The organism is Pontibacter sp. HJ8 (assembly GCF_054824225.1).
Genome location: NZ_JSYF01000329.1, coordinates 1 through 18210, shown reverse-complemented (window position 1 = coordinate 18210; position 18210 = coordinate 1). Strand labels below are relative to the sequence as shown.

Below are 18210 nucleotides of genomic sequence, written 5' to 3'. Positions count from 1 at the left end.
ACAACCGGAATATCCTTCCTGGCTTCTGTTTTCAGCTCCCGGAAATCCCCGGTATTATACTGGTAGCCATCTCCGGTCAGGGGCCAGAGCATTGGAGCCAGGTTCAGCGTTGCAGCCTTGAATCCTTGTATGATCGCGCCCATGTTCCCGGTGCCTTTGGACAGCGCAGCTTCGTTTTCAATTTCGAAAGGACCTTTGAATCCGCGCTCCTTCAGCGTGTTGACGAAAGCACGCCAATCCATGCTGTCCGAACCGCCAAAGCCTGGCAGCATGGCTTCGTAGTTATGGCGGTCCCACTCGTTCGAACAGGTCGGCACGCCGGCACGGCTGGCCAAATCGGCATCTACCAGCTGCATCGGGTACATATTGCCCCAGTGTACATTGTTGCCGTTGCGCGTGGCCTTGACATGGATACGGTGAAGCCGCGCCATGTCTGTATGCCGTATCACCTCACTGGGGTCCACATGCTGCCACACATCGTGCGAAGGATCGTAGATCTCGCCATGGGCCTTGCTTGGGATGAGCTCATACATCAGTTTGCGGGCCGCCAGCACACCGGACAGGTTGTTGAACGTGCTGGTGTGGCCGGCAGAACGCCAGCCTTCCATCGGGCAGTTCTCATAGAGTACCGTTACCCCCAGGTCTTCGGCATACCGTATGATCGGCCTGAAGATGCGGGCATACTCTTCCAGGTTCTTCTGAAAGCCATTTTCCTGGTTGCCCAGCTCGTGGTTATACCCTACAAAAGTGCCTACTTTCACATCGTTGGCATCGCCTCCCAGCAGGTATGCCATCCGGATCAGCCGAAGCAGGTGATCCTGGTTCTTCACGCGTTGCTCCGGATCGCCTCCGATCAGGTTATCAAAAGCACCCAGCGAAAGTTGGAGACGGGCCTTGTTAAACTTGTCCAGCAGGGCGCTGGCATCGGCCGGTCCAAATCGCTCGTAGTTCAGGTGGGTGGCTACAAAGTCATCGCGGGTGCCATCCTTCCGGAATACACACACATCCAGTCCTTGTACGCCCACTGCGTGAGCTTTCTCAATCACTTCATCCAAACTCAGCTGGTCAAAGGCTGAGGTCATAATCCAGATTTGATTATTCATGCGCTTGCTATCGGCTTACAGCTTTAGTGGGTTGTTTTATACTTGAAGCCCTACGTACTACTTCTTCACAAAATAGGTTAGCAGGAGCCACTACAAATATATGCAAGACTTAAAGTAGCAGATATATACCGAACCACCAAATCCGTTTCATTTCGTTTGAGCACTCACTCAGGCGAGACTTCTATTCATTATTTTCTCTCAATGCCTGAGAGTCAATCTGCTACAATTATCTGAGCTTAATACGTCATCTGTTAGAAAATGTATGATCATTTATATATTTTATTCCAAAAGTCTCACTTAAAATTCTACCTTATTTCACAAATCCAGTATGAGTTATAGGAACATTTAAAGAACATATTATGAAAGGCCGCTTCTTCTCCTTTGCTGTTTTTACTCTTTTGTTTAGTTTTTTCACACCGGTGGTGGCGCAGACGCAGAACCCGCCACTCCCACAGCTGCTCCTGCGGGTAGATGACATTGGTATGAACCACGCGGTAAACCTGGGGGTAAAGCAGCTGGCCGAAACAGGTATACCTGTTTCAGCTTCGGTTATGTTTGCCTGTCCCTGGTACCAGGAGGCAGTGGAGGTTCTCCGGAACCACCCGAACGTAGCGGTAGGCGTACACCTGACGCTCAATGCAGAGTGGAAAAACTACCGCTGGGGACCTGTCGCCGGGCGGACCGCCGTACCCAGCCTCGTAGACAGCCTTGGGTACTTTTTGCCTTCTATCGAGTCTTTCCTGCAGAGCAACTACCAGCTGGATGAGGTAGAGTCAGAACTCACTGCGCAGATAGAGCGGGCCCTGCAATCCGGGCTGCAGATAGCGTATCTTGATCCGCACATGGGTATGGCGGTGGCTACGCCTGAATTGCGTGCGATCACCGAGCGGCTGGCCCAAAAGTATAACCTGGGTATATCAGGTTACTTTGGCGAAAACTACAAAAGCATGTGGGCGGTTCCGGTTGAAAACAAAGCCAAAGAGTTTATGGAGTTTGTCACGAACCTGCAACCCGGCTCGCTCAACGTTACCGAACTCCACATTGCCCAAAGCTCTCCCGAGATAGACGTGCTGGTGGATATGAACAGTGCCCTGATGAATACGACGGAAGGAAAACCCAAAGCCGGCGAGCACCGGCAGGCAGAACTGGACATGCTGCTCTCGCGCAAGTTTCAGAAGCGAATTGGGAAAGATTTTCAGCTCATCAACTACGCTGATTTGATCCGGAAAAACGGCCTGGCAGGTATGCAGGCTCCTGTGGTGCGCTAAAGGAAAACAGCAGCTGATCCCACGGTATAGAGAGCAGGCAGCCTGGTCATTACCTGCTCTCGCCCAAGGTATAGCCCACTAAAAAAAAGACACGCTGCCCGATAAGCAGCGTGTCTTTCGCTATACCTGAAATTTACTTATTTTGCTGCCATACCCTGGTCTGAACCGAAGTAGATCCAGTCCAGGTTCAGCAGGTCCTTGTCTTTTACCTCCTTGTTGCGGAAGACAAAGAAGAGCTCCTGCACGCTACCCGGGTTCGTAACCTTGGTCGTGACAGTACGCCAGCCTTTTGCTTTGTCAGCATCGGGGCTGACCGTAGTTTTTCCGATTAGCTTTCCGGTAGGTGAGCCAGCCCGCACTTCCACCACAACCGGCTGTCGCACGGATGTTATCCTGAACGTGAGCTGGTCTATACCTGACAAATCGATTCCTTTAAAAGAAATAAAGGAGCCGTCCCGGATGTTGCTCACAATGGAGGTACCATCCTCCCAAGGCCCCTGTCGCCCTACATTCTGGAAGGAGTCAAAATCCTCGGCCTGCACACGCGGGTTGCGTAGGGTGATTATCCGGCGGCCGGTCAGTGGTCCCGTATGTTTGTCCCCCTTATCGGTATAGCTGGCTGTGATGACGTAAGTACCTGCTCCGCCATTCTCGTGATCTTTGAGTGCATAGGTACCCTCCAGTGGCAAACCAACTTGTCCACCCTCCCCGAGCGACAAAATATATTTTACCATCTCGGCTGTTTCCTCCTCGGTGTGCTGCGGGTGAGCGGACATCATGTTTTTACCCCAGTTCCCATTGCCGCCTGTGATGATCTTTCTGGCCAGCATCGGAACCGCTTTCTGATCGCCTTTGTACCGGCTGGCAACATCCAGCCAGCTGGGTCCGATTGATTTTTTGTCGAGGGCATGGCAGGAACCACAGTCACTGTCGGCTACCAGTGCTTTGCCTTGCAAAAACCGGACAGAACCACCTTCGGCGCTTTGGTCATGCGAAGACAGCAGGGCCATATCCTTGCCTTCGAGGTAATCAATGTGAAAGCGTACCTGGTCGGGGCTGATCCCGCCATGCAGCTTGCCATCTTCCTTATCCTGCACCTTTACTTTATAAGCCAGCGTTCTGTTGTCGGAGTAGAAGCTGCGGTTTCCGGCCAGTTCGATCGCTACCTGCGGCATCTCATTCCCAACCCGGATCACCAGCTCAGCCTTTGCCTCTTCTCCTTCCTTGTCGGTCACGGTCAGTTGCGCACGGTACTCACCCGGTTTGGAATACGTAAACACCGGCACTGCGCTGATAGACGTCTCCCCTGCACCAGACTGCCAGGCATAGGTCAGTTCATCCTCTTTGTCATAATCAAAAGATTCCTTTGCAGACAACTTTACTTTGAAGGGAGCTGCCCCGACTGTTTTCTCCGCGCTGATCTTTGCGATCGGTTGCCGGTTGCCTTCGGCATACTCGATCCGGACGAGGGAAGCATCGGGGTTTCGGGCGAAGTAGTTGGCCCCATACTGCAGCACATACATCGCTCCGTCGCGGCCAAACTTCACATCGATCGGGTGATAGAATTTCTGGCTGCTCAGGAAGGGTTCTATCTTCTGGAGATTGCCCTCCTTGTCAAAGGTCAGCACCTTCAGCCAGTCTCGCGCCCATTCAAAAATGAACAGCTTGTTATCGTAGTATTTCGGAAAACGGTGCCGCGACTTCCGGTAGTCACTCACATAATAGAAAGGCCCGGCCATAGCCGTACGTGAGCCGGTACCCAGCATCGGAAACTCTTCTGACCCGCCGTAAGGATACCAGATAAAAGCCCCCTGCGCCGGTGGCAGAACTTTAGAACCGTAGTTGTATGGCGACTCATTTACCGGCCGGGCCGGATCGAACCGGGGACCTACCGTGTTGGTGGCGAAATCAAAATCAGCATAGGCCTTGTTGTCTCCTACAAAATAAGGCCAGCCGTAATTGCCAGCTCGCCGGGCCTGGTTCCATTCATCCTGGCTGAGTGGTCCGCGCTCGTTCGCCACGCCGCCATCAGGCCCCACATCTCCCCAGTATACAAAACCGCGTTTGTCTACCGTCATGCGGTAGGGGTTACGGGCACCCATTATGTAGATTTCCGGTCTTCCCCTGGAGCCGTCTGCCGGGAACAGGTTGCCTGGAGGTATGCTGTAGGAGCCGTCTTTGTTGAGGCTGATACGCAGGATCTTGCCGCGCAGGTCATGCGTGTTACCCGATGATTTCTGGGCATCAAAAGGCCCCCGGCCGGGACGCTCGTCGATCGGTGTGAAGCCGTCGGATTCTTTGGAACTGGTATTGTCACCGGTGGTCAGGTATAGGAGTCCATCCGGACCGAAATAGACGTTGCCGGCAGAGTGGCAGCACGTCTCGCGCTGCACCGGTACCTGCAGCACAACTTTTTCGGATCGCATGATCAGGCTGTCACCGCCCAAAAGCTTGAAGCGCGACAGGTTCTGCACCGGATTGTCACCCACCGGCGAATAATAGAGGTAGATGTAGTTGTTCCTGTCAAAGTCCGGATCGAGTTCCAGCCCGAGCAGGCCATCCTCGTAGTTGCCCTCGGTATGTACGTCGAGTTTGGCAATCAGCTTGGTTGCCTTCTTCTGCGGATCATAAAGCTTTATACTTCCCAGTCGTTCGATGAACAAAACCCGGCCGTCGTTTAGAATCTCCATCTCGATGGGCTCGTGCAGGTACGTGTCCAGCACCACCTGCAGGAAACGGTTATCTTCAGGAACCTGTTCCGTTCTGGCTTTTTTATACTTCAGGGCAGGTCCTTCCAGGGTATACCGGATGCCGGCCAGCAGATGCTGGAGGAACTCATCCTGTTTGTAACTGGCTGCCGTACCTCCGGCGGCAGTATAGAACATGCGACCGCCGTCATACTCCCTGTACCACGACACAGGCTCCTGCTGGTCTGCCGTTACCAGCAGGTTACTTGCCGCATCCTTCGAAGCAAATTTGTAGAGCCGGTCTGATTGACTCCATTTTTTGGGCAGGCCTTGTGTCAGGGCGTCCTCTGCTTCTACCAGTTGCAGGTTCACGTTGGATGCCAGAAGGCTATCGGGTTGTTGCTCCTGCAGTGTCCCAAACATATTGTTATACCAGGGCCACTGGTACCTGGAGCCCGGAGCAGCATGTATCCCTACAAAACCGCCCCCCGCCTGCACAAAGCGTTCGATCTCATTCTGCTGCCTGGTTTCGAGCACATCCCGGGAGGTATTCAGGAACACGACGGTGCCATACCGCATCAGGGAGTCTTCCGCCAGGTAAGCGCTGTTGGTGGTGGTATCTACCGCTATACCCTGTTGCTGCACATAGGCCGCAAGGGCAGCGGCAGCTTCGGCATTAGTTTGCTGCTCCAGCGGGTTTTTGGAGAAGATCAGTACACGGCTTTCCTTCTCTCCGGAGCAGCCGACAAAAGCGGCTGCAACCAGACAAAAGAAAAGGTACCGGACGATTTTAACAGAAGGATGTATCGGGCTCATCATACGACAATTGCGCTTCAGGTATAGCAACAGACGAAGGCATATGGACACAAAAATCCCAGCCTGCACGCACTACACTTTTAACAAAATAATTTACATGAAATTTATAAAATTAATGCAACTAGAAAAATACTTTCCCTGTTTAAGTATATAGCATATCTGACATGCTTTTTTGTTTTAACTTAGAAAGCAGATTGCTTGCAATTTACAAGTATAATAAGTTATTGGTTTTTATACGCATCTACCTGCTTCTTTACTTGTAAAGCAAGTCCTAAGTTCACCCTAAATTCAGCTGACGAATATGAAAAAGCCCCTTTTATTCTTCGTCCTATTCCTGTTGTTAGCCGGGTGCCAGGAAAAACAGGACCAGGCCGGTCTCGACAAATTTTCCGGTACGCAGCTGATGGTCTGGAACAGGCACCTGAGTGAGATCATTGTGCGGGATATTTTCACGCCTCCTGTTGCCAGCCGCATTTATACCTACCCCAACATTGCTGCCTATGAAGCCTTGTTGCCAGCCCATCCGGAGTTCGTATCCCTGGCAGGTCAGTTGAATGAACTGCAGCCCGTTCCCAAACCAGATCCGACCAAAGAAATTTATTCTCCCGTTTCCAGCATCATCGCCTTTGCTACAGTCGGGAAAAAGATGATACTGGATGAGGCCCGGATGCAGGGCTATGAGGACGAGTACCTGGCTGAGATCCGCAAAATAGGCATCCGAAAAGAAGTATTGGACAATTCGATCGCGTATGGCCGCCAGGTCGGGGAGCACATCCTGGCGTGGGCGCAGCAGGACGGCTACAAAGAAACACGGGCGCTCACCCGGCACTACATCTCCAACAAGCCGGACATCTGGGCTCCTACTGCACCGGATTATATGCCGGCCGTTGAGCCCCACTGGCAAATGATGCGCCCCTTTGTGATGGACTCCGCTGCCGCCTGCAAGCCTTACGTTCCTGCTGCCTTTGATACGCTGACTTCTTCCGATTTTTACCAGCAGGCAATGGAAACTTATAACATCGTGCGGAACATCGACGCGGAAAAAACGCTGATTGCGCAATTCTGGGACGACAATCCGAATGTTTCCTACACCAAAGGCCACGTAACCTATTACAAACAAAAGCTGACGCCGCCAGGGCATTGGCTTGCCATCACAAACACAGCCATACGGGAACGGGACCTGTCCCTGATCGAAGCTGCCGAAACTTATGTAATGGTCACAACTGCTTTGGCCGATGGCTTTATCAGCTGCTGGGATTCAAAGTTCAGGTATAACACGATCCGTCCGGATACTTACATTGAGCGCTACATCGACCCGAACTGGGATCCGATCCTGCAGACACCTCCTTTCCCGGAGTACCCGAGCGGACACAGCGTGATCTCTGCCGCCGCCGCTACCGTCCTGACCCATCAGTTCGGGGATGCCTTTGCTTTCAGCGATTCAGCGCAGGTAGCCATTGGCTTACCGGTCCGTAAATTCAACTCCTTCCATGAGGCCGCGCTTGAAGCCGGTGAAAGCCGCATCTATGGCGGTATCCATTTCCGGCCAGCCTGTGAAAACGGTACACTGCAGGGCAATGCAGTGGGCAGTATGGTGGTATCGAAACTGAAGACTCGCAAGGCGCAACATACGGCTTCCGTAGACTAGCAACAGGTATAGCCCCTATACCTGTTGCTATACCTGTACCTCTCCTTTCTCTTCCAGGAGCATAAACGGAATTGGCCGGCTGTGAGCGATATGAAGGGCACTGTCTGTTCCTTCACTCCAGCCTATCATTTATGGGTAACGGCCAGATCCTGCTGCTCATTTTTTCGGTTTTGCAGTACAACCATTCCCGGCCCGTTTTGCAGCCACCTGTTTTGAAGGGCAGCAGGCGCGGGCGTACCTGTAAACGAGCCTAGGATAATGTCTTCATCGCCATCGCCATCCACATCGCCGGCATCCATGGTGAGCCAGTGGCCAAGTCGAGGATCTGGTAAGATCAGGGCTTTGAACTTCAGGTTACTTTCCTGCTCCAGGTATACAAAGCTTTTTTCTGGAGTACGCTCAAAATCCGGGAAGAATGAAATGGCAGCAATGTCCAGGTCTCCGTCCTGATCAAAATCACGGGCAACGACTTTGGAGGCACCGGGCATGGGATAGAAGGATGATGCATTGAAATGGTTTTTACCATCGTTGAGGTATACCCGAACGCCATGATAGGGCTTGGTAACGGGTGAATAATCGGCATTGTCACCATTTGCCACCACCAAATCCGGAAAGCCATCCCGGTTAAGATCTGCCAGCTCGAAACAGCTTAGCCCAAAAACCGGCGGGAACTGCACCAGGTTGTGCTCTTCGAAGCTTGTACCGCCTTGGTTGTAAAACACTTTAATGGCCTCTGTGCCCTGCGCAAACAGCACCACAATATCGGGTAGTCCGTCCTGGTTCATGTCCCTGATATCGGCTTTGACGGCACCCGGAAGCTCTTTGAGTGCCACCGGCCTGTACTTGCCCTGCCCCATGTTGAGGTATAGCACCAGCGCGCCCAGGTTATTACCGAAGTGGCAGACAACCAGGTCCTGCAGCTTATCTTTATTAAAGTCCGCTTCTGCCATCTGTACCGGACGCCGCAGCCCTTCGAGCAGTAGGTGGGGTTGGTGTTGGGTGGCAGGCGATTTGAAACTAAACAGTTGCCCGTCCCTCAGTTCAGAAGGGCGCATGGTTCCAATGCCCAGCACCTTATACCTTTCGTCTTTTCCAATAATATCCACCGGTGTAGATGCCAGCTGCACAGAATCAGTCACCTGCAGCCGCCGGTTAAGCCGGAAAAGCCAGTTATGGCTGTTGCCCACCCACAGCGAACGGGACTCCGGCAGGAATTTAATTAGGGTAGTCATGGGCTGCCGCCCTTGATTCATAGCCGGAACAACCACCGTAAAATTTTCCAGTGTGGCCAGCTCTTCTCCCTGTGCAGGCAGGGGTAATGCTTCAGGAGCATGCTCCAGATAATAGGCTTCGATCTTGTTCCACTCGCGCTCTGAAATGAGGGGCTTGCCGGGGTATACGCCAGCCTGCAACAGATCCACTGTTTCTTGCTGCGTCATCCCCTGGTAAGGGCTATCGCCAGAAATGTTCAGGCCCAGGCGCAGGGCCATGTTGGGCAGTACCCCCTGTTTCCAGGTTTTTTTATCCAGTAGTTCAGGAGAAGGGAAAGCATGGCAGGCCTGGCAGTAGGCTTTGGCCAGTGCCAGGCCTGTCAGTTGAAGTGCTTCAGCCGTGTCAGCCAGCACCGGCTCCTGCAGGCTTACCCGCTCGCCTGTTGGTTCCTTATGCTCTGTATTGCCTGTGCAGCTGCCGCACAGCAGCGCAATACCCAAAATCAACACGTTATGTCGCATCTTATCGCTGTGCAAGTTGTTGCAGGTCTCTGCTTTTGCCTTTGTAGTCGTATACTTTCACAGACACGACATCCTGTGGAAGTCTGATCTTCCTGGACGACTGCGACAAATAAGATGCACCGTAATGGAATTCCTGCCGCTGCTTTTTGCCATCTTGAAAAGTGAGTTCAGCCCAGGCATCGAAGGGCTGCAGGTGCAACAACTGGGACTGTTGAGTAGCACGCTTATTGTTGCTCTTGAAGACCTTCAGGCTGTCCCGGTTCTGGGTCACTAAAAAGAGATCCTCATCAGCTGCTGTTACCAAACGGGCAAGCCCCTTGGCATCCCCGTTCACCAGGAAGCCGCTCTCACTTATCGACAGGGGCTTGAAATTTCCCTTCCCGTCTCCTTGCAGTACCAAACCAACAAAGGCATCGTAGCGCCCGGTGAAAAGCTCTGTCCCGTAGTTGTTGCCTACCATGAGCACATCCATGTTACCGTCTCCGGTCACATCCTGGGCCAGCATACCATTTACAGGCGCTACCTGTGCCTGCACCGGCAGTGCCTTCGCCCTGAACTTGCCGTTGCCTAGGTTCTCGAAATAGCTGGTGGCAAACCAAGTAGCATCGAATCGAAGCATATCTTTTTGGTCCAGCGGCTGGAGCACATCGGCTACGGTAGCTTTGGCATAGCTGCTGTAGCGAAGGTACTGTCTCCTGATTTGCACCATCTGTGCGGACAAATCGTCGCGGTTGTGCATCGGGAAAGGCTTCATGGTACCATCTTCCGCCTTCATGTAACAGGCCAGAACAGGGTCCATGCTGCCGTTGCTGTCAAAGTCTTTGGCATAGAGGGTAAGCGGCTGCTTTTCAGAGGCTGTATAGTTGGTGTTCAGGCCCAGGTTGCCGGCGATGTAGTCCATGTCGCCATCCTTGTCGAAATCACCGGACACGATGCTGTTCCACCAGCCTTTGAGGTGCGCTACTCCAGTTGTTTCGGTTACATTCTCGAGTCCTTTGCCGGTATTCCGGAAAAACATCAGCGGCATCCATTCACCTGCCACGACCAGGTCCGTTTTGCCATTGTTATCGAAATCGGTCCAGAGGGCATCGGCCACCATACCCAGTGTCTGCAGTTCGGGGCACACGGCTGCCGTGGCATCGGTAAACCGGCCCTCCTCGTTGCGCAGGATCGTGCTCTTCGGAGCCAGCGGATATTTACCGGGAACTACCCTACCTCCTACAAACAGGTCCAGGTCACCATCCTGATCGTAATCTGCTGCCCGAACACAGGAACCACTGACTGTAGCTGCAGGCAATGCATCCCTATCCGGCTCAAACTTCCCGGCACCGTTGTTCCGGTAAAAGCGGTCCCGGAGGAGCGGAGATCCGTCTTCGAACTCATAGCTCCCGCTCACGCAGTACAGGTCCAGGTCGTCATCGTTATCCGCATCAAAGAACAGGATGCCGGTATCCTCCTCCTGCTTCGGCTCAGGCGCCATAGCGCCTTCTTGCTTGCGAAACTTCCCGTCCTTACCCTGCAGGAACAGCGTACCCGCATTGCCTGCTGCGCCGCCGACAAAAACATCATCCAGTCCGTCACCATTCACGTCGGCAACCGATATGCCTGGTCCATCCTGTGAATATTTGTGGGGCAGGGTCTTCTGAACGTTGAAGTCGATCTGGTCTTGTTCCTGGTGCCGGAAGAGCAGCCCCTGCGCCCTGCCAGCTTCTTCAAATAGGGCAGTATGCACCATACCACCTTGTGGGCGCTTGCCGTTCGCATTTTTATAAGAGAGGGTGTATACCTGATCGGCAGCCAGGTTAAGGAGCGTTTGGGCTCTGCCGTCCGGCCATACCACCACCACGGAGTCTGCCTTTGCATTTGCTCCCATCCCGAAGTGCGCTGCATTTTCCAGGGTAGACAGGTAACCGCGGTAAGGCGAGTGCTCATAAAACTGCTGCGCTCCTCCGCCATAGTATACGTGCACCTTGGCCCCGAAACCCTGCCCGTCAGCGGGGCCTCCTTCAAACTGCAGCCGGATGTAGTGATTTTTCTCCCGTTTCGACTTACTTGTATAGAGCGTGTTTTTATACACCAGCGCACTGTCGTTGATCGTGTTGATGACAACGTCCAAATCCCCGTCGTTATCCAGGTCCGCGTATACCGCTCCGTTTGAGAATGAAGGAATAGCCAGTCCCCAACTTTTGGTCACATCGCTGAAGGAGAGGTTGCCGTTGTTGCGGAAACCATAGTTGGTTATCTTCACAACAGGTATAGAGTCAACCAGGTACTCGCTGCCGCCTACCATGCCGGCCGGCCCGCTCCGATAGATGCGAAAGTCATGGTCGGTCACATCTCTCGGAAAACCGTTGGTCACGATCACATCCCGCTGCCCGTCGTTGTCGAAGTCGGCCACCAGCGGCGTCCAGCTCCAGTCGGTCTGGTGCAGGCCCGTCAGCTGTGCCACTTCACTGAATACCGGGTGCCCATTTGCTGTCATACCCTGGTTCAGCTGCAGCGTATTGCGCACATACTGATGCTCATAGCCATACAGGTCGTTGTTGAGGTAGGTGGCATAGTTGTTGGCCATCAGCATGGACTTCTTCCGCTTGTTATCTTCGGGCAGCATGTCCAGCGCCAGAATGTCCACTAAACCGTCGTTGTTAATGTCCATCACGGTGTTGCCCATGGCCGAATAGCTCGTATGGCGGACGTATTCACCCAGCTTGTTGGAGAAGGTGCCGTCCCGGTTATTGATATAGAGCAGGTCGTTGGAGAGGTAGTCGTTGGTGACGTAGATGTCCGGCCAGCCATCCAGGTTGATGTCGTTGATGGCGATGCCCAGGCCAAAGCCCTCGATCAGAATGCCTGCTTCCCGTGTCACATTCGTGAAGGTGCCTTTCCCGTTGTTGCGATACAGGCGATCGTTATTCTCGGATGAACCGTCTACCATCTTTTTATGGTAGGTAGTGGGCACGCCGGCATTGACTACGTTGGTCAGCACGTAGAGATCCAAGTCCCCGTCCTTGTCATAGTCAAAAAAGGCCGCCGTGGTGGTATGGCCCGTATCGGCTATACCGTATGCTTCGGCTGATTCTGTAAAAGTAGGTATACCGTCTTTGTTGAGGCCGTTGTTGATGTAGAGCATATTGGCACGTCTTTCCGGGCTGTCACTCATGGTAGCGCCCACGTACAGATCGGGCCAGCCATCGTTGTTGATATCAGCTACCGCCACGCCCGAACACCACTTCCCTTCCCCTGTTACACGTGCCTTCTCCGTGATGTCATCGAATTTAAAATCGCCTTTGTTCAGGTATAGCCGGTTGGGTACCATGTTGCCGGTGAAGTAAACATCAGGCAAACCATCCCGGTTGAAGTCCCCTACACCCACACCTCCTCCGTTGTAGATGTACTCTGTCTCCAGGATGTTCATCGTGTCCGATTCAGTAATGCGGTTGGAAAACGTGATGCCTGTTTCGTTGGGGAGCAGGCGCTCAAACAGGTGCTGCTCTTTGGGTCTGCAGCCCTGCAAGAGCAGCAGAAGCATACCGGTCAGCAAGATGGATTTCAGGATTATCAGACGCATACAAGGGCTATATTAAATCTGAACAGGAAAAGAATAGGTATAAGCAAGTGTACTTACACATTGAGTATCTGGTTGATAACTATACCAATATAATAAATAGGAAGGCAAGATCTGCATCCTGCCTTCCTATTTTATAGAACAATTAGTATTGAATGTATCAATTGTTACGGTTAGGCTGCAGCACAGACTGCCCGTTCACCTGGCTCAGGTTGATTTGTCGCTCCGGAATCGGGAAATACTCATCCTGTCCGGGCGTAAACACAGCACCTCTCAGGTACGGGCGTTTGGTTTGCTCTACTGCCAGGTAAGCATTCAGGGTTTCAGCGGCTATACCCCAGCGCACCAGATCAAAGAATCGCTGTCCTTCCATCGCCAGCTCAATCTTTCTCTCAAAGCGAATGGCTTTCAAAGCAAAGTCTTTGCTGGCAAACGTTGGATACAGGCCGATCTTGTAGTTCGCTGCCAGGGAACCGTCCGGCATCCGCACAAAATCTTCGGCATTCGCAGCACGTTGTCTAACCATGTTTACAAGTTCAGTGGCCCGGGCCAGTGATCCGGCTTCAGCTTCAGCTTCTGCCGCCATCAGCAGCACATCCGCAAACCGGATGATGGCGTGTATCTGGGCGTTGTAACCGGGTGTCCAGCTGGAACCGTCCGTGAACTGGCCTTCATCTGACTTGCGGTATACCTTCTTCTTGGGAGAATAAGGGCCCATCTGCTGCATGTTACGGATCCAGTTGTTGCCCGGGTGCAGCCCCCAATCCAGGTATGGTATACCTCTGCGGCCAACGGTATAATCCAGACGGGGATCTACCGGTGTGGTCATGTCAGGCGTAAAGGGATCGCTGCTGCTCAGTCCATTGTCATTCTTCAGATCCGTTTGATTGAAGGTGTCCAGCAAGGGAAGTCCGTTAGCATCCACTTTGTAGGAGTTTACCAGGTTCTGGGAAGGCTGATGAAAGCCACAGCAACCACCCGGTGCGCCACCGCCATTGGGGAAATTGAGCACTTCAGCCGAGTTGGCATTGACTGCAGCTGAACCATCATTCACAGAAGACTGATAGGCAAAGACAATCTCTTCATTATTCTTATTGGAGATCATGTAAATGTCACTGAATTTGTCTTCCAGGTCATACTTGGCTCCCAGTGCCGTTACTCCGTTTGCAATCACATCAGTTAGCAAAGGCAGCGCTTCGGCATATTTGCCCTGAAACAAGTATACCTTGGCTAAATAGGCTTTGGCAGCCGACTTATTGGCACGGCCGGCATCGGGTTGCGTCTCCGGCAGGTTATCAATAGCATACTGAAAATCAGCCTCTATCATCGGCCATACTTCCTTGTCGTTTGGCACCTTGGCTGATTCCAGGTTTGCTCGATCTATGGTGTTCTCATCCACATACGGTACCTTTTCAAAGACCTGGCGGCCGTCAAAGTGGTAATGTCCGCGCAGGAAGCGTGCTTCACCTGTGATGGTCTTCCGCTCCTCCTCGGTAAACTCTTCCACTTCTGGTATGGTACGAAGCACGTCGTTTGCCCGGGCTATACCATCATACAGCGTACGCCACTTTATATCCAGGTAACCGGTGTTGGGTTGCGTTTCGTAGCGTTCCATGATCAGCATAGGTGCCTGGTCCGAAGGGTCTGAGCCCTTGTAGGCGTCATCGCTGGCAATACTGCCGAACACGAAGTTAGAGCCTGCTGCTTCCCAGTTGTTTGTGGCGGAGCCTGTGCCGTCGAGTAGCGAATAAGCTCCGATCAGCAACCCCTGCACGCCCGCTTTTGTATTTAAATCGACATCCCTGAGCACCCCTATCGGCTCTGCTTCCAGGAACTCATCTTTACAGGCAACGAATACGGAACCCGTAATCACTATACCTGTGAGAATGATATATACTTTTCTGATGTTCATATGGTTGATTCCTTTAAGGTTATCACTTCTAAAGACTGAAATTTCTAATCAGCATCCGGTTTTAGAAACCAAAGTTGATTCCGATCAGGTACTGCTTCGGGTTGGGCACATAGCCCCCCGGATCAATACCGATATTGAGATCAGCCTCTGCTGCATTGGCGTTCTGGTTTAACAACGACAGGTCAGGATCTATGCCGGTATAATCGGTAATGGTGAACAGGTTCTGCGCCTGCAGGTAAATCCGGGCAGAGCTGATGCCTGCTTTGCTGGTCAAGGTGGAGGGGAGCGTATAGCCCAACTGCACAGTACGTGCTCGCAGGTAGGAGCCATCCTCTACATAATAATCGTGCGTCACACTGTTGCTGAAGTTATCCGAGATATCCAGTTGCGGCAGTGTCGCATTCATATTATCCGGTCTCCAGGACTCGTAGAGCATCCGTGGATTTCTATTGCCCTGAAAGGTATTGAAGTCCGTGAAGTATTTGCTATAATGGAAGATGTCGTTTCCGATGCTGGCATATAGAAAAGCATTCAGATCAAAGCCCTTGAAGCGGAGTGTCAGATTAAGACCTGTCGTAAAATCAGGATGCGGGTTGCCGATAAAGGTTCTGTCTTCACCGTCGATCACGCCGTCATTGTTCAGGTCTTTGAACCGCCAGCCTCCGATACGCTCCCCGTCCTGCTCCACAGCATCCATTTCTGACTGGTTATTGAAGAAGCCGGCGATCTGGTATCCATAGAAAGAGCCGAGGGGTTCGCCTTTCTGAGTTCGGGAGATATCTTCCTGCCAGCGGGCCAGGTAACTGGTAAAGAAGGCCTCATCATTGTCGCCTACACGTAGTACCTCGTTCTTGTACCTCGAGAAGGTCAGGTTCACATCGAAAGCGAGTTCGGATGTAATATCACCAGCAGTGTTCAGGTTGATGTCGAAACCTCTGTTGCGCATGTCTCCCAGGTTGATAAAAGGTCTGGTAGCCTCCCCTATAGGAGCAGCTATCTGGCTACGCACCAACAGATCATTTGTACGTCGGTCATAGGCATCTATTGTCAGTCCGACTTTGTTGTTCCACAAGGCGACATCCAGACCGATGTTGGTCGTGGTGGAAGTCTCCCATTTTGTAGAGGGGTTGCCGATGCGGTCGCTGTCAAAACCAGGGACAATGGCGGTGCTTGTACCGGCTATATCATAGCCGCTACCTGCCGCAACGGTACGGAACAGATCAAACGCGTTGTTGGGGTCCACCGGCAGTTGGTTGCCCAGTTTGCCCCAGCCTGCCCTCAGTTTCAGATCGCTGAATACCGAAGACCCTCCCATAAAGGCTTCTTCGGAAATACGCCATGCAGCACCAAAAGCAGGGAAGACACCATACCTGTTCTCGGATCCGAATACAGAAGAACCGTCCCGGCGCACCGTAGCATTAAACAGGTACTTGTCCCGGAAGCCGTAGTCCACGCGGCCAAAGAGGGAAGAAAGCGTCGACTTGGTACCATAACTGAAGTTGGTGATGCCGCTTCCGCCTGTGCTTAATATCCTGAAATTTGGATCATTGGAATAAAAGCCGACCCGGCTACCTCCCACCCCGCGTGTAGAATTGCGGATAGCTTCTGATCCGATCAGGGCAGTCAAAGCATGATCTTCTCCCAGCGTTCGTTTAAAGACCAGTGTGTTGGACCAGGTCCAATTCAGGAAGTTATCATTCCGCTCCGTAAAGCTGTTAGAACCAACGTTTTCAGCACGTTCGTACGTCGAGAAGATAAAGTTCCGGCCGTAGTAGCTGCCATAATCGGTACCGAAGGAGGTCCGGGCGGTCAGCCCTTCAATGATATCCAATTCGGCAAAGGCGTTGCCGAATATGCGCATGTTGGTGTTTTTGTTGTCGCGCTGACGGAACAGCTCGGCCACCGGGTTTCGGGCATTGCCCAGTTGAGCCCCCCTGGAACCGGCAAAATTACCCATGATATCGTACACCGGCACAATCGACTGCATGGTGTAGATGTGTTGTATATCCGACTCGCCTCCACTGGTGTTGCCCAGGTTGCCTTCATTGAAGCTGATCTGTAAGTTTTCCCCGACCCTGAACCGATCTGCTATGGTGGCGGAGGTGTTTGCCCGCACGCTGTAACGTTTGTAATCGGTATACTTGGCTATACCCTCCTGATCGAAGTAATTAAAACTGACAGCGTAGGTAGTTTTTTCACCGCCACCGGTAAGACCAATCTGGTGATTCTGGATGGAAGCCGGATCAAATACGGCATCCCACCAATCTGTTCCTTCCTGGTTTGCGCGCACGATCTGGTTGAAATTGTCCGGATCTATACTATAGGTAGATTCGTCCACGGTCTGTGCTCCTGCAGGCAGAATATAAACAGGTAGTGACGGGGTTCCTCTGCCATATTGTGGGTGGTTGAACTCCTGCCCGGCATTGGTATAGCTTTCGTACAGGTATTGCGCATATTCCCTCGGATTGAGGAAATCCGGTCCATCGGGGGCTACCTGCATACCGTAGTAGGAGGTGATATTGACCTGCGGAGCGCCCGTTTTTCCTTGTTTGGTCGTGATGATAATAACCCCGTTGGCTGCGCGTGAACCATAAATGGAGGCCGCTGATGCATCTTTGAGCACCTGCATACTCTCAATATCATTCGGGTTGATCTCGTTTATGTTAAAGGTTGGCACCCCATCTACGATGTAGAGCGGGTCATTGGCACCAAAGGAGCTGAAACCCCGAATACGCACTTTCGCGCCAGCACCCGGCTGTCCTGTTCCGGAAGTGGTTACACCTGCAACACGTCCCTGTAACTGCTGCTGCACGTTAGGTGCCGGTGTAGCCAGCAGGTCTTTCGTCTCCACCACCGAAACTGCACCAATGATATCGCGCTTGGCCTGGGTGGTATAGCCTGTCACGACTACTTCCTGCAATGCTTTGGCATCCACTGCCATCGAAATGTTGATGGTACTGCGGTTGTTGATCGACACCTCCTGCGTTGCATACCCGATAAAGGAAAAAACCAAGGTGCCCGTTCCGTCCGGCACTGTGAGCCGGAAGCTGCCGTCCGCATCTGTTGAGGTTCCCCTAGTGGTGCCTTTCAGCACAACAGCCACACCTGGTAACCCATTGTTGTTCTCATCCACTACCCGTCCGGTTATGTTCTGATCCTGAACCACCCGTATTACGTGCTCTTCATAAAATAAAGAAGCATCTGCACCGGTGGCGGAAGTACTGGCAGAAGCTGCGAGAAGAAAGAGGGTTGAAAAGGTCAGAGTAAGGGTAAGCCCCTTCGGATGGGGTAGCATTTTTGCATGGTTGCGCTTCACAGGCATCCACGTATTATAGTAGCTATTTTCCATACAGCATAAGTTGAAATATTGACACCAAGTTTCCATTTAAAAGAACAAGAGCCGATCTATACCTGTATGAGCCTTCCAAGCTCCTATTCCAGGTTATTGGCCAACGAAGTAGGATGAAATAAGCATATG

The 18210-nt window shown here is 52.4% G+C and carries 8 protein-coding genes; 2 read left to right on the top strand and 6 right to left on the bottom strand.

Annotation, left to right across the window (positions count from 1 at the left end):
• The coding region (locus OB13_RS14390; RefSeq protein WP_461490866.1) for a sugar phosphate isomerase/epimerase family protein at positions 1–1103 on the bottom strand (1103 nt) is incomplete at its 3' end.
• A 359-nt stretch (positions 1104–1462) separates the two neighbouring features.
• Here OB13_RS14390 and OB13_RS14385 point away from each other — a divergent pair.
• Positions 1463–2371, top strand: a complete 909-nt coding sequence (locus tag OB13_RS14385; protein ID WP_461490865.1) for a ChbG/HpnK family deacetylase — start codon at positions 1463–1465, stop codon at positions 2369–2371.
• A 137-nt stretch (positions 2372–2508) separates the two neighbouring features.
• On the opposite strand, the gene OB13_RS14380 is transcribed toward OB13_RS14385, so the two are convergent.
• Entirely contained in the window at positions 2509–5877 is a 3369-nt protein-coding gene (locus tag OB13_RS14380) for a ThuA domain-containing protein (RefSeq protein ID WP_461490864.1), read from the bottom strand.
• 298 nt (positions 5878–6175) lie between these two features.
• Between OB13_RS14380 and OB13_RS14375 the strand changes: the two genes are divergently transcribed.
• Positions 6176–7522, top strand: a complete 1347-nt coding sequence (locus OB13_RS14375) for a vanadium-dependent haloperoxidase (RefSeq protein WP_461490863.1) — start codon at positions 6176–6178, stop codon at positions 7520–7522.
• A gap of 125 nt (positions 7523–7647) precedes the next feature.
• Here OB13_RS14375 and OB13_RS14370 read toward each other — a convergent pair whose 3' ends face one another.
• From OB13_RS14370 to OB13_RS14355, 4 genes are all read right to left on the bottom strand, one after another.
• The gene (locus tag OB13_RS14370) at positions 7648–9255 is read right to left on the bottom strand and encodes an FG-GAP repeat domain-containing protein (RefSeq protein WP_461490862.1); all 1608 of its coding nucleotides are present in this window, start codon (positions 9253–9255) and stop codon (positions 7648–7650) included.
• Between the two features lies 1 nt (position 9256).
• The gene (locus OB13_RS14365) at positions 9257–12823 is read right to left on the bottom strand and encodes a VCBS repeat-containing protein (RefSeq protein WP_461490861.1); all 3567 of its coding nucleotides are present in this window, start codon (positions 12821–12823) and stop codon (positions 9257–9259) included.
• Positions 12824–12980: 157 nt separating this feature from the next.
• The gene (locus tag OB13_RS14360) at positions 12981–14732 is read right to left on the bottom strand and encodes a RagB/SusD family nutrient uptake outer membrane protein (RefSeq protein WP_461490860.1); all 1752 of its coding nucleotides are present in this window, start codon (positions 14730–14732) and stop codon (positions 12981–12983) included.
• A gap of 61 nt (positions 14733–14793) precedes the next feature.
• Positions 14794–18081: a SusC/RagA family TonB-linked outer membrane protein gene (locus OB13_RS14355; protein WP_461490859.1), complete on the bottom strand. Its 3288-nt coding sequence runs from the start codon at positions 18079–18081 to the stop codon at positions 14794–14796.
• Between the last annotated feature and the right edge of the window lie 129 nt (positions 18082–18210).

Excerpts from the sequence above, each read along its gene's own strand:
- OB13_RS14370 (WP_461490862.1), bottom strand. The coding sequence starts at position 9,255 with ATGCGACATAACGTGTTGATTTTGGGTATTGCGCTGCTGTGCGGCAGC.
- OB13_RS14375 (WP_461490863.1), top strand. The coding sequence starts at position 6,176 with ATGAAAAAGCCCCTTTTATTCTTCGTCCTATTCCTGTTGTTAGCCGGG.
- OB13_RS14360 (WP_461490860.1), bottom strand. The coding sequence starts at position 14,732 with ATGAACATCAGAAAAGTATATATCATTCTCACAGGTATAGTGATTACG.
- OB13_RS14385 (WP_461490865.1), top strand. The coding sequence starts at position 1,463 with ATGAAAGGCCGCTTCTTCTCCTTTGCTGTTTTTACTCTTTTGTTTAGT.
- OB13_RS14365 (WP_461490861.1), bottom strand. The coding sequence starts at position 12,823 with ATGCGTCTGATAATCCTGAAATCCATCTTGCTGACCGGTATGCTTCTG.
- OB13_RS14355 (WP_461490859.1), bottom strand. The coding sequence starts at position 18,081 with ATGGAAAATAGCTACTATAATACGTGGATGCCTGTGAAGCGCAACCAT.
- OB13_RS14380 (WP_461490864.1), bottom strand. The coding sequence starts at position 5,877 with ATGATGAGCCCGATACATCCTTCTGTTAAAATCGTCCGGTACCTTTTC.